The following is an 11,821-nucleotide window of genomic DNA, read 5'->3' as shown; positions in this document are numbered from 1 at the left end:
CGATGTTCTGGACAACCCTGATCGGAATCCTCGTCGGCACCGCTGCCACCGGCGTTGCGCTGGGGGCGGCGCTCGGCCTCACGGGGTTGGTCATACTGCAGGTCTACGGTGGCGGCGCGACATCGCTGGCCGTGGACGCGATCTGGAATGTCTTCAAGTCCTTCACCTTGAGCGCCGTGCCGATGTTCATCCTGTTGGGCGAGATCCTGCTGCGCAGCGGTGTCAGCGAGCGTGCCTATTCGGCATTCCGTCCGGTCTTCGACAAGGTTCCGGGCGGCCTCCTGCACACCAATATTGCAGTCTGCACGCTGTTCGGCGCGGTGAGCGGCTCGTCGATGTCCACCGCCGCCGCGGTTGGCGCGGTGGCCTATCCGGAAATGGTGAAGCGCGGGTATGACAAGGACGTGGTGGTCGGCAGCCTGGCCGGCGGCGGCACCTTGGGTCTTCTGATCCCTCCAAGCCTGTCTCTGTTGATTTTCGGGGCGCTCACGGAGACCTCGATCGGCCGCCTGTTCCTGTCCGGGATCGTTCCCGGGCTGATGGTCAGCGTCCTGTTCATGATCTACATCTTCGGTCTCAGCCTCTGGCGCCCCGGGATCGCTCCGCGGTCCGGAGAAAGCTTCCGGCCAGCACAGGTTCTTTTGGGATTGTTCCAGGTCTGGCCGATCCTTCTTCTTCTCTTTGCCGTCATGGGAAGCATTGTCTTCGGCTGGGCCACGCCGACGGAGGCCGCGGGCGTCGGCGTGGTCGTGGCGATCGTGATCTCCTGGTTCTGGGGGAACCTGAGCCTGCAGTCCCTTGCGTCGAGCGTGTTTCATTCCGCCCTGATGTTTGCTGCCATCGGATTCGTGGTTCTGGGGGCGACGATCCTGGCGAAATCGGTCAGCATTCTCGGTGTTCCGCAGGCGATCCTCGAAACCACCCGTGACAGCGGCCTCGGAAAATACTCCATATTCTTTCTCATCGTCGCCATCTATGTACTGCTGGGCTGCGTCTTCGACGGGCTGTCCCTGATGATCATGACGCTGCCCATCGTCTTTCCGCTGCTCACCGGTTTTGGCTTCGATCCCATCTGGATCGGCGTCATCATCACCATCATGATCGAGATCGGGCAGGTCACGCCGCCGGTAGGGCTCAACCTCTCGGTGCTGGCGGCGATCACCGAGAACGAGGTGAGCCTGGGGCGGGCTGCAATCGCCACCGTACCTTATTGGCTGCTGCTGCTGCTTGCAGTGGTGATCCTCACCCTGTTCCCGCAGGTTGCCTTGTTCCTGCCGGACCTGGTTTTCTGAAGATGTTTGAGCAAAGGGCGCGCTGAACCCATGGCAATCAGAATGAAACCCGCAACATACGGGCCTGTTTTCGTGAGAATGGCCGATGACGGAGCACTGCGCTTCGGTGTCGGCAGCGGGGCCATCGATCAGCTTCATCCTCCGTCGGAGAAGCCCGCGGAGACACTTCTGGCCGCGATCGGGAGTTGCATGGTCCTGTCGATCGGGATCGTCGCCGGTCGGGACAACTTCCATCCCGGCGCCTTCCACGTCGAAGTGAGGGCTACCAAGGCGGCGGAGCCGCCGAGCCATTTCGGCGCCTACGAGATCCGGGTCAGTGAAGGACTGGCGGAGGATCCGGATCTTCGGGCGGATATCGCGAAGCGCGCGAAATCCATCTGTACCATCAGCAACTCCGTGAACGGCGACATCGTGCTCCTGACCACGCCCTGAGCCACGCTGACATCCCGCGCGGGCGTTGCATGCCGCGAGCGAGTCGGTTGCAGAAGAGTTGAAATCAGGCCGGGCGGTGCCCCAAGTCTTCGACGGCACGAACCGGACCCTGCCCGAGAAAACCGGACGGGCCTGTAGTGCACCCGCGTCAAAGGTGTGCAGACATAAGCTTGCCCGCAGGTCCCTTGCGGATGCCTCTAAAGGAATTCGCCACCGTCGATGACAAAGGCCTGACCGGTCATGAACGCGGATTCATCGCAGGCGAGGTAGACGATGCCCATTGCGATCTCCTCGACCGAAGCCCAGCGTCCCATGGGGATCGCGGTCCGCACGTAACGTTCCAGTTCCTCTCGTCCGCCCATCTGTTTCTCGAACCCGGCGTTGAAGGGCGTGTCGACGAAACCGGGGCAGAGTGCATTGAACCGGATGGCGTGCGCCGCGTAATCGGCCGCCATCTGTCGCACCATCGCGACGGCGGCGTGCTTGGTCGTGGCGTAGGCGATCATGCCCCGGTCGTACTGGACGCCGGAGTTGGAGGCGGTCACGATAATGCTGCCGCCGCCCTGGGCCTTCATGTGCGGAACCGCCGCCCGCGCCGCGATGAAATGCGCCCGGACGTTGACGGCCCAGGAGGCATCCATCCCCGCAACATCGACCTCTTCCAGGGTGCCTTCCACCTGAAGTCCGGCATGGGAGTGCAGGATATCGAGGCGCCCGAACTCCCGCGCGGCAGCATCGATGGCTGCGGCAAGCGCGTCGTCCTCGGTCACGTCGAGCTGTCGCGCGCCGGCGGCTCCGCCGGCCGCCGAGATCTCGTCCGCGGCCCTGCGCGCCAGTTCGCCATCGCGGTCGGTGACGATGACCCGGGCGCCTTCCCGCGCCATTGCGATGGCGCCCGCCCTGCCAATGCCCGATCCCGCGCCCGTCACGAGCGCGACCTTGGATGAAAGCCGCATGTTTGGCGTCTCCGTCGTCATTGTTCGTTCTAGTCCGGCTTTCTCGTGCCCCGCTGCAGAAGGGCCTGGGCGGCCACAAGCAGCAGCAGCGAGGCCGCCATCACCATCGTTCCGATTGCATTGATCTCCGGGGTCACGCCGCGCCGGATCGACGAGAAGATGTAGATCGGCAGCGTGGTCTCCGATCCGGCAACGAAGAACGCGATGATGAAATCGTCAAAGGAAAACGTGAAGCTCAGCAGGAAACCGGCGAGGATCCCCGGGGCGATCAGTGGCAGGGTCACCTGCCGAAAGGTTCCCCACGGGGTTGCAAACAGATCCGCCGATGCCTCCATCAGCGAACGATCCATGCCCGAGACGCGCGCGCGGACTATGATGATCACCAGAGCCATGGTGAACATCGTGTGAGCGGCGATCAGCGTTCCCATGCCCATCGACAACTGGGGCGGCTGTGCGCCCTCGGGCCACAGGCTGGCTATCATCGGGTTGAACCAGCCGAACACCGTCACCAGTGCGACAAGCGTGGCGATGCCGATGACGATGCCGGGGATCATCACGGCGATGTAGATCAGCGCATCGAAGACTGTGCGGAGCCACCCGGTCACGCCCTGAAGGGCAATCGCAGCCATGGTTCCGAAAACCGAGGCGAGGCAGGCCGTCACGAAGGCGGCGATCAGGCTCGTTTCGAGCGCATCCATCACGAAGGGATTGCTCAGTGCCTTGCCATACCACTGGGTCGAGAAGCCGGTGAACTCGCTGGCATGCCGACCGGCGTTGAAGCTGAACAGCGCGATCACGCCGATCGGGACATAAAGGAAGAGATAGACGCAGAGGGCGTAGATACGCATCGGGGCCTCACATCAGGGAAACATCGTCGCGCTGGCCGCCCAGGCGCGAGATGAATCTCATGTAGAGTGTGACGGTGATCAGCATGATGATCACCAGTGTCATGGCCACCGCCGAGCCGTAGGCCCAGTTGCGCGACTGTAGGAAGAGGTCCACCAGGGCATTGCCGACGAAGAAGACCTTTCCGCCCCCCAGGATTGCCGGGATCAGGAACTCGCCCATGAGCAGGATGAAGACCAGCATGCAGCCGGTCGCGATGCCGGGGATCGACAGTGGTAGCGTGACCTGGAGGAAAGTGCGCCAGGGCGTCGATCCGAGGTCGTCGGAGGCCTCCAGCAGCCGCTTGTCGAGCTTGTCGAGGCTTACGAAGATGGGGAAGACCATGAGCGGCAGGTAGCCGTAGACAATGCCGACCAGCACCGCGAAGGGCGTGTTGATGAGTCGGACGTCGTCGATCCCGATCGAGGCCAGAAGCGCGGGAATGCCGCGGCCGCCAAGAATGAAGATCCAAGCGTAGGACCGGATCAGGATCGAGGTCCAGAACGGCACGATCACCAGGATCAGCAGCGAGGTGCGCCACTTCGGAGCGCAGCGCACCGCTAGGAAGTAGGCGAGAGGGTAGGCGATCAGGAGCGCCGCAAGCGTTCCGAGCGGCGCGAGGATGAGGGTATTCTTGAACGCGGTCCAGCGCGCCGGAAGTTTGGCATATTGCTCGATTGTGAGCGCGGGAACGTACCCGCCGGCCGCGCCACGCTCGCCGAACGAGAAGATGAAGACCACGGTCAGTGGCAGGACCAGCATTACCAGCAGCCACAGACCGGCCGGCGCCAGCAGGAACCCGTTCCTGGCCTTCTGAGTCATGCGGTCTTCATCCCCTCGTCAGGTGTTGGCCGGTCTCAGGCCGACTTGAAGCGGGCGAGCAGTTCGGCCCGGTTCGGATCGGTCAGCGTCGCCGCCGCGCCGAATTCCAGCGCGTCGAGCAGTTCGGCCGCGGGATAAAGGATCGGATCTTCCAGCAGTTCCTTCGGCAGCAGCGCATTCGTGCGGGCATCGGCCGAGGGATAGCCGTGGGCCAGCACTTCCTTCGCGTTGACCTCCGGGTTCAACAGGAAGTCTATCAGCGCGTAGGCGGCGTCCATGTGCGGCGCGCCCTTCGGGATGGCGTAGTAGTCCGACCAGAGCTCGCCGCCTTCCTTGCCCAGGACGAAGGCGATCTCGGGCATGTCGACGTTCAGCTGCTTTCCGTCGCCCGTCCAGCACATCGTCATCCAAGCATCGCCGCTACGCATCGGCGGCTGGTAGTCCGACGAGATCGCGAAGAGGTGCGGCTTTGCGTCAAGCAGCAGCTTCTCGGCATCCGCCAGCTCGTTGGGGTCCACCGAGTTGAAGGAATAGTCAAAGTATTTCAGTGCGTTGCCGATGGTGGTGAGCTGGTAGTCGTGAACCATCGTGCGGCCGGAGAAACCCGCCATGGTCAGGTCCCAGAACTCCTTCCAGGTCGTCGGCGTCGGCGCGCCGTCAAGCTTGCTGGTGTTCACCGCGAAGCCGGTGGTGCCCCAGTTCTTGGGCACGGCGTAAAGCGTGCCATCGACCGAGCCAGCGTCCGAGAAGCGCTGTTCGAAAGAGCCGTCGTCGTAGTTCGGCAGTTTCGCGGTGTCGAGCGGGATGATCAGGTCTTCGCCCACATAGGTGGTGATCGTGTAGTTGGTCGGCACGAAGACGTCCCATCCCGATCCGCCGGCCTGCAGTTTGGCCAGCATCTCCTCGTTCGAGCCAAAGACGTTGACCTGGACGTACGCTCCCGTCGCTTCGGTGAACGCCTCGAAGTTCATCTCGTCGTGGTAGTTGGGCCAGGTAGCGAGGATCACGCGGTCACCGATGTCGCTGGCCGCGAAGGCCGGGCGCGGGCGCAGGCCGGGCACCGCGCTGCCCAGAACGGCGGTCGCCATGCCGAGTCCGGTCACGCCGAGGAAGTGCCGACGCGTTACGGATCCCTTCTGGTAGCGGCGCAGTTCCTCAATGAAACGCTTCTTGGAGATCGTTTCGTTGTCCTTTGTCATCTTGAACCTCTCTCTGTTGCAGGAGTTCGGGATTTTCATTTTTCCAGGATCAGCAGGGAAGCTTCGTCCCAGGAGACAAAGGCCTGCTCACCCTCATTGAACGTTCCCTCGTTCAATTCCGCCTGCCGCGGCACGAGCACCAGGAAATCTCCGAGTGCTTCGTTTCGGGCGAGGTATTCGGTGTGTTCGCCAAGAAAGATCCGGTTCCGGATCGTGACCGGAAGCACCATTTCCGCCGGGGGCGTCGCCCGTGTCAGGGCAATCTGCTCCGGACGAATGCTGACGCATACCTCCTGCCCGCGCTCGATCGGGATCTCGGGCGTTCCGTGAAGTTGCTGCCCGCTGGCCATGCGCACGGTGATGTGCTTCGGAGAGGCATCGGTGACGGTTGCGTCGAAGAAATTGGACGTGCCGACGAACCCTGCCACGTACCGGCTTCGCGGCGTGTCATAGAGATCGCGCGGGGAGCCCACCTGGACGATCCGGCCGCCGTCCATCACACAGACCCGGTCGGACATCGACAGGGCCTCTTCCTGGTCGTGGGTGACCAGAACGAAGGTGATGCCCAGCTGGCGCTGAAGCGTCTGCAGTTCGATCTGCATCTCCTTGCGCAACTTGCGGTCGAGCGCCGCCATCGGTTCGTCCAGCAGCAGAACCTTGGGCTCGTTCACGATGGCGCGGGCCAGGGCCACGCGCTGCTGCTGCCCGCCGGACATTTCCCAGATCCTACGAGACCCGTACCCTTCCAGCCGCACGGTGGCCAAGGCGCGTTCGACCTTTTCGTAGATGACCTGCCGGCCCGGGCGCGGTCGCCGCTGCCGCAGGCCGTAGGCGATGTTGTCGAAGACGTTCAGGTGGGGAAACAGGGCATAGTGCTGGAACACCATGTTGACCGGCCGCCGGTGCGCTTCGAGGTCGTTGACGACCTGCCCGTCGATCAGGACCTGGCCCGCCGTGGGCGACTCGAACCCGGCCAGCAATCGAAGCGCTGTCGTCTTGCCGCATCCCGAGGGACCGAGGAAAGACAGGAACTCTCCCTTCCCAATGGACAGGTTCAGGTCGCTGGCGGCCACCACTTCACCGTACGTCTTGGTCACGTTCCGGAGTTCGGCAATGGACTGCACAGTTTCGCTCATATCGAAACTCATATGCTGCCATATTCCATTTGCTTGTTTTTTTGGCACTCGCAGGCATACCATCCAAACAAGAAAAACTAATCAGATTGTAGAATTGGTGTATATACCACGTTTTTGATATGCCGTTGTGCATAGTCAGGAGGCGCGCATGTACGAATGGGTGGAAGAGGCCGGGCGCATCGTGGCCAGCATCGGGACGGCTGAGTTTCCGTCACAACTGGCGGCCTCGCTCCGGACGGTCGCTCCCTTCGACTACACGGTGGTGTTCGGCTACGCGGGCAGCAAGGCGCCGATCGACCTATTCGACGATTTTCCCAGAAACAAGCGACGCATCTTCGTGGAGGACTATCAGGCGGGCCCTTACGTGCTCGATCCGTTCTTTCTGGCTGCGACCAAGCCGATTGCTCCGGGGCTCTACAGGATGCGCGACATCGCTCCGGACCGGTTCTATCAGGGCGAGTATTTTCGCAGTTACTACGTGCAGACCGGTCTTGCCGAGGAGATCGGGTATTTCATTGATGTCCCCTCCGTCGCTGTCGTTGTCGTGTCGCTGATGCGGGCTGAAAAACCGTTCTCGGCCAAGGAAGTCCGCCACCTTCGTGCACTCTGGCCGCTGATCGGGGCGATGTGCCGGAAACACTGGGCGGAGTATCCGAACTGGTTCGGCGAGACGATGCATCTTCCGCCGCCGGACAGGGAAAGCGTGGACCAGGCGTTCCAGACTTTTGGCGAAGGAACACTGACGCCGCGGGAGCGCGAGGTGGTCGAATACACCCTCAAGGGGCATTCGGCGGATGCTGTCGGCACGATTCTCGGTATTTCCCCGGGAACGGTGCGCATTCATCGGCGCAACATCTACGCGAAACTGAGGATCAACTCGCAAGGGGAGCTGTTCTCCAAGTTCATCGACGAGATCGTCGCCTGATCGCCGTCTGGCGTTCAAGGCACGAGGCGGCTGGGGCCTCGTTCGAAGGGTGTTGGAATCGACCTCTGCCGGAACTAGTGTCCACTGACCCGCAGACGGGTGTCGCGCGCATCAGCCAGACGACGGGAGAAGCAATGCGATATCATACGCCAATAAGTTTCGAAGAAGCATCGGCCATCGCCGCCCAGGCGCCCGGAACGACCAGGTTTCTCGCCGGCGGCACCGACGTGCTGGTGCAGATGCGGTCCGATGTCGTCGAACCCGACGACCTGATCGACATCAAGCACATCCCCGAAAGCGGCGAGATCACCCGCACGGACGACGGAGGCTGGATCATCGGCGCGGCGGTTCCAAGCGCGGTCATGGCGGAAAATGCCGCGCTGTGCGCCGATTGGCCCGGTGTTGTGGAGGGCATGGCACTCGTCGGCTCGACACAGGTGCAGGGGCGCGCGACTCTCGCCGGCAACCTCTGCAACGGCTCGCCGGCGGCGGACTCGGTGCCCGGCATGATCGCAGCCGGTGCGAGCGTCACGCTCCTCGGGCCGAATGGGACCCGCCGCATCGCGGTCGAATCCATTCCCACGGGCCCGGGAAGGACCTGCCTTGATAAGGGCGAGGTGGTCGTGACGATCCACCTGCCGCCGCGCGGTTCAGGGGGCGGCGATGCCTATGAACGTTTCATCCCTCGCACCGAAATGGACATTGCCGTCGTGGGCGTGGCGGTGAACCTGCGGCGTGATGGCGAGGTCATCACTGAAGCGCGGGTGGCTCTTGGGGCGGTTGCGCCGACGGCGCTGCTGGTGCCGGAGGCCGCTGCGGCGCTGGTCGGCAGAAGGCTGGACGGACGGGCCCTCGCAGCCCTCGCCGAAGCCGCCTCGGCCGCCTGCAAGCCGATCGACGACAAGCGCGGAACGATCGAGTTCCGCACCCATGTGGCAGGCGTACTTGCACGGCGCGTCGCGCGCACGGCCTACGATCGCGCGGGGGGCGCAAGATGAGCACAATCCACGTAACGACTTCAGTGAACGGCGACGAGGTCGAATTCCTCTGCGACAGCCGCGAGACGCTTCTGGATGCCCTGCGCGACCGGGTCGGGCTGACCGGCGCCAAGGAGGGCTGCGGCACCGGCGACTGCGGCGCCTGTTCTGTGACGCTGGATGGACGTCTCGTCTGCGCTTGCCTCGTGCTTGCAGCCGAAGCGCAGGGGCGGCAGATCGGCACCGTCGAAGGCATCGCCCCCGACGGCGAGACCCTGCACCCGCTGCAGCGCAAGTTCATCGAGCATGCCGCGCTGCAATGCGGGATCTGCACCCCGGGAATCCTGGTCGCTGCCAAGGCCCTGCTGGAACGCAATCCGGACCCGACCGAGACCGAGGTACGTTACTGGCTGGCGGGAAACCTGTGCCGATGCACCGGCTACGACAAGATCGTGCGCGCCGTGCTCGACGCGGCCGCCGAGATGCGGGAGGACGCGTGATGGCGCTCGACGATCGAAAGCAGAGGTTCACCTATATCGGGACGACCCCGGACCGTCCGGATGGTCTCGACAAGGTCACGGGGCGTGCTCGCTATGGCGCCGACGCCTATGCGCCCGGCATGCTCCACGGCGTCATCGTCCGTTCCCCGCACGCCCACGCGAGGATCCTGAAGATCGACGCCAGCAAGGCGCTGGCTCTCAAGGGCGTGAAGGCCGTGGTCACCCGCGCCGATTTTCCCACGGGCCTGACCGGCGAGGACTGGAACCTGCAGGAAAACGTGATGGCGGGGGAAAAGGCACTCTACGATGGGCACGCGGTGGCGGCCGTGGCCGCGACGTCGCAGCTCATCGCCCGCGACGCGGCCAAGCTGATCGAGGTGGACTACGAGCCGCTCCCCCATGTCACCGACGTGGACGCGGCGATGGAGCCTGGTGCGCCGGTGATCCGCGAGGGCGTGGCGGATTACTCCGTCCCGGAAGGGATGCACCCGAATGTCGCGCGCCGCTACGAATTCGGCCACGGCGATATCGAGGCCGGCTTTGCCGCAGCCGACGAGATTCTGGAGGAGAGCTACCGGACCGAAGCCACCCACCAGGGATATATCGAGCCGCACGCCTGCCTCGCGCAGCTTGGGTCCGACGGCAAGGGCGAGCTGTGGTGCTGCACGCAGGGGCATTGGTTCGTGCGCCGCATGTGCGCGTCGGTTCTGGGGCTTGAGACAAGTCAGCTGCGCGTGACCCCGTCCGAGATCGGTGGCGGTTTCGGCGGCAAGACGACCGTCTTCATCGATCCGGTGGCGCTGGCGCTGTCGCGCAAGGCGGGCAGGCCGGTGAAGATCGTGATGTCTCGCTCCGAAGTTCTGCGGGCCACGGGCCCGACGGCCTCGGCCTCGATGGACATCAGGATCGGCATGAAGCGCAACGGCACGATTACCGCGGCGCAGGGGACCTTCCGGCTGCAAGGGGGCGCCTTCCCCGGCGCACCGACGCCGGAAACCATGCAATGCGCCTTTGCCTGCTACGAGATCCCTGCCGTGTACGAGCTGGGTTATGACGTAATCACCAACCGCCCGAAACAGGCGGCCTACCGGGCACCCGGTGCGCCGATGGGGGCCTTTGCCGCGGAAAGCGCCATCGACGAGCTCTGTCGCCGCATGAACCTCGATCCTCTCGAGGTTCGCCTGAGGAATGCGGTCAAGGAAGGTAGCCGATCGAGCTACGGACCGACGTTTCAGCGAATTGGCCTGGTGGAAACGCTCGAAGCGGCCAGGGCGCACCCGCACTACAGCGCCCCGCTTGGTCCGAACCAGGGGCGCGGCGTGGCCTCGGGCTACTGGTTCAACTGGGGCGGGGAAACTTCCGTGTCGATGGCGGTGTCGGAAGATGGAACCGTGCAGGTCAGCGTCGGTACGCCCGACATTGGTGGATCCCGCGCTTCGATCTCGCTGATGGCGGCCGAAGCGCTCGGGGTTCCCTACGAGAACGTGCGCTGCAACGTCGTCGATACGGGTGCGCTTGGCGTCAACGAGCCGACACATGGGAGCCGCGCAACCTACGCCAGTGGGCTGGCAACGATCGAGGCCGCCCGCGAGATCGCCCGCAAGCTCTGCCGCCGCGCGGCGGACAAGTGGGGGATAGATCCGGAGGCCGTCGTCTGGGAGGACGGGCGCGCGAGGCCTTCGGGGCCCAATGCCGGGCAGTTTCCGCCGATGTCGATTGCCGAGATCGCGGCGGAAATGGGCGAGACCGGGGGGCCGATCTCCGGTCATTTCGAGGCCACACCCAACGGCCATGGTCCGAGCTTCGGAACCCATATCGTTGACGTCGAGGTTGATCCGGAGACCGGGCGAACGACGGTTCTGCGCTACACGGTGGTTCAGGACGCGGGCAAGGCCATTCACCCGGCCTATGTCGAAGGTCAGTTCCAGGGAGGCGCCGCGCAGGGCATCGGCTGGGCGCTCAACGAGGAGTACATCTACGGAGCTAATGGACGGCTGCAGAATCCGGTCTTCCTGGATTATCGCATCCCCGTCGCGTCAGATCTTCCGATGATCGACACCGTGATCGTGGAGGTACCGAACCCTGGCCATCCCTACGGTGTTCGCGGTGTCGGCGAAACCGGGATCACACCGCCGCTTCCGGCGATCGCCAATGCTGTCGCCGGTGCGGCCGGCGTGCGCCTGAGATGTCTGCCCATGACGCCGCCGCGCATCCTTGCGGCGATCCGTTCCCATGGTTGAGGTCAACCTCTGGTCCGGCCTTCGTCCCCTCGCCGATGGGCGTGACCGGGTGGAGGTCGACGCCGGGACTGTCCGGGAAATGCTGGCGGGGCTCGTTGCAGCCTATCCGGGCCTCGAACCGGCGATCTCAGCCGGGGTTTCGGTGGCCATCGACGGCCGTATCGTGACCGGTGGACTGAACGAAGCGGTAGCGCCGGACAGCGAGGTCTTCCTGCTGCAGCGCATCAAGGGCGGCTAGGCACAGGGCAGCTTCGCCACGTTGCCCTGCCTTGAAGGGCGGCCACGCTGTGGCTGGGAACGGCCTTCGTCAACCGTCACCCGCACATGGCGCAACGGCCTTGCGTCGAGGGTCAACGGTGCGTCGTCGAGCGGCAATCCCTCCGGCGCGGAAACCTTTGCGCGGGCCACGGCCCGCCGCTTTCAGAGCACGCTGGGTAACAGAACAACGTCGTCAGGG

Annotated in this window: 12 protein-coding genes; 7 read left to right on the top strand and 5 right to left on the bottom strand. The window is 64.1% G+C overall.

Translation table 11 applies throughout. The annotated features are described in order from the left end of the window. Nucleotides 1-2 precede the first annotated feature (2 nt). On the top strand, nt 3-1,292 hold the full coding sequence (locus tag ACFQ2S_RS15755) for a TRAP transporter large permease (RefSeq protein ID WP_386075884.1): 1,290 nt from the start codon (nt 3-5) through the stop codon (nt 1,290-1,292). A gap of 42 nt (nt 1,293-1,334) precedes the next feature. Further along, entirely contained in the window at nt 1,335-1,724 is a 390-nt protein-coding gene (locus tag ACFQ2S_RS15750) for an OsmC family protein (RefSeq protein ID WP_386075883.1), read from the top strand. Nucleotides 1,725-1,921: 197 nt separating this feature from the next. Here ACFQ2S_RS15750 and ACFQ2S_RS15745 read toward each other — a convergent pair whose 3' ends face one another. Genes ACFQ2S_RS15745 through ACFQ2S_RS15725 form a run of 5 tightly spaced genes read right to left on the bottom strand, consistent with a single transcriptional unit; the run spans nt 1,922 to nt 6,722 of the window. Next, on the bottom strand, nt 1,922-2,680 hold the full coding sequence (locus ACFQ2S_RS15745; protein WP_386075882.1) for an SDR family NAD(P)-dependent oxidoreductase: 759 nt from the start codon (nt 2,678-2,680) through the stop codon (nt 1,922-1,924). 29 nt (nt 2,681-2,709) lie between these two features. Then, on the bottom strand, nt 2,710-3,528 hold the full coding sequence (locus ACFQ2S_RS15740) for an ABC transporter permease (RefSeq protein ID WP_386075880.1): 819 nt from the start codon (nt 3,526-3,528) through the stop codon (nt 2,710-2,712). 7 nt (nt 3,529-3,535) lie between these two features. Continuing rightward, entirely contained in the window at nt 3,536-4,387 is an 852-nt protein-coding gene (locus tag ACFQ2S_RS15735) for an ABC transporter permease (protein WP_386075878.1), read from the bottom strand. A 35-nt stretch (nt 4,388-4,422) separates the two neighbouring features. Continuing rightward, complete coding sequence (locus tag ACFQ2S_RS15730) at nt 4,423-5,586, bottom strand: ABC transporter substrate-binding protein (protein ID WP_386075876.1); 1,164 nt, start codon at nt 5,584-5,586, stop codon at nt 4,423-4,425. A gap of 35 nt (nt 5,587-5,621) precedes the next feature. Further along, nucleotides 5,622-6,722: an ABC transporter ATP-binding protein gene (locus tag ACFQ2S_RS15725; RefSeq protein ID WP_386075875.1), complete on the bottom strand. Its 1,101-nt coding sequence runs from the start codon at nt 6,720-6,722 to the stop codon at nt 5,622-5,624. Between the two features lie 148 nt (nt 6,723-6,870). Here ACFQ2S_RS15725 and ACFQ2S_RS15720 point away from each other — a divergent pair, with 148 nt between their 5' ends. The 5 genes from ACFQ2S_RS15720 to ACFQ2S_RS15700 all read left to right on the top strand — a co-directional run bounded on the left by ACFQ2S_RS15720 (nt 6,871) and on the right by ACFQ2S_RS15700 (nt 11,602). Continuing rightward, nucleotides 6,871-7,647 (top strand): helix-turn-helix transcriptional regulator, encoded by a 777-nt coding sequence (locus tag ACFQ2S_RS15720; protein WP_386075874.1) that lies wholly within the window; start codon nt 6,871-6,873, stop codon nt 7,645-7,647. Between the two features lie 134 nt (nt 7,648-7,781). After that, nucleotides 7,782-8,645, top strand: coding sequence for an FAD binding domain-containing protein (locus tag ACFQ2S_RS15715; RefSeq protein WP_386075872.1), 864 nt, complete (start codon nt 7,782-7,784; stop codon nt 8,643-8,645). Continuing rightward, nucleotides 8,642-9,124, top strand: a complete 483-nt coding sequence (locus ACFQ2S_RS15710) for a (2Fe-2S)-binding protein (RefSeq protein ID WP_386075871.1) — start codon at nt 8,642-8,644, stop codon at nt 9,122-9,124. The genes ACFQ2S_RS15715 and ACFQ2S_RS15710 overlap by 4 nt, the downstream gene beginning before the upstream one ends. After that, entirely contained in the window at nt 9,124-11,364 is a 2,241-nt protein-coding gene (locus tag ACFQ2S_RS15705) for a xanthine dehydrogenase family protein molybdopterin-binding subunit (RefSeq protein WP_386075870.1), read from the top strand. The genes ACFQ2S_RS15710 and ACFQ2S_RS15705 overlap by 1 nt, the downstream gene beginning before the upstream one ends. Beyond that, nucleotides 11,357-11,602, top strand: coding sequence for a MoaD/ThiS family protein (locus tag ACFQ2S_RS15700; RefSeq protein ID WP_386075868.1), 246 nt, complete (start codon nt 11,357-11,359; stop codon nt 11,600-11,602). Before ACFQ2S_RS15705 ends, ACFQ2S_RS15700 begins: the two co-directional genes overlap by 8 nt. The last annotated feature ends 219 nt before the right edge of the window (nt 11,603-11,821 follow it).

It is taken from the genome of Tropicimonas aquimaris, assembly GCF_042676185.1.
GTDB classification, from domain to species: Bacteria; Pseudomonadota; Alphaproteobacteria; order Rhodobacterales; family Rhodobacteraceae; genus Tropicimonas; species Tropicimonas aquimaris.
This window is presented reverse-complemented; position numbering and strand designations above follow the sequence as displayed.

Excerpts from the sequence above, each read along its gene's own strand:
- ACFQ2S_RS15740 (WP_386075880.1), bottom strand. The coding sequence starts at position 3,528 with ATGCGTATCTACGCCCTCTGCGTCTATCTCTTCCTTTATGTCCCGATC.
- ACFQ2S_RS15750 (WP_386075883.1), top strand. The coding sequence starts at position 1,335 with ATGAAACCCGCAACATACGGGCCTGTTTTCGTGAGAATGGCCGATGAC.
- ACFQ2S_RS15720 (WP_386075874.1), top strand. The coding sequence starts at position 6,871 with ATGTACGAATGGGTGGAAGAGGCCGGGCGCATCGTGGCCAGCATCGGG.
- ACFQ2S_RS15755 (WP_386075884.1), top strand. The coding sequence starts at position 3 with ATGTTCTGGACAACCCTGATCGGAATCCTCGTCGGCACCGCTGCCACC.
- ACFQ2S_RS15710 (WP_386075871.1), top strand. The coding sequence starts at position 8,642 with ATGAGCACAATCCACGTAACGACTTCAGTGAACGGCGACGAGGTCGAA.
- ACFQ2S_RS15725 (WP_386075875.1), bottom strand. The coding sequence starts at position 6,722 with ATGAGCGAAACTGTGCAGTCCATTGCCGAACTCCGGAACGTGACCAAG.
- ACFQ2S_RS15700 (WP_386075868.1), top strand. The coding sequence starts at position 11,357 with ATGGTTGAGGTCAACCTCTGGTCCGGCCTTCGTCCCCTCGCCGATGGG.
- ACFQ2S_RS15705 (WP_386075870.1), top strand. The coding sequence starts at position 9,124 with ATGGCGCTCGACGATCGAAAGCAGAGGTTCACCTATATCGGGACGACC.
- ACFQ2S_RS15745 (WP_386075882.1), bottom strand. The coding sequence starts at position 2,680 with ATGCGGCTTTCATCCAAGGTCGCGCTCGTGACGGGCGCGGGATCGGGC.
- ACFQ2S_RS15735 (WP_386075878.1), bottom strand. The coding sequence starts at position 4,387 with ATGACTCAGAAGGCCAGGAACGGGTTCCTGCTGGCGCCGGCCGGTCTG.
- ACFQ2S_RS15730 (WP_386075876.1), bottom strand. The coding sequence starts at position 5,586 with ATGACAAAGGACAACGAAACGATCTCCAAGAAGCGTTTCATTGAGGAA.
- ACFQ2S_RS15715 (WP_386075872.1), top strand. The coding sequence starts at position 7,782 with ATGCGATATCATACGCCAATAAGTTTCGAAGAAGCATCGGCCATCGCC.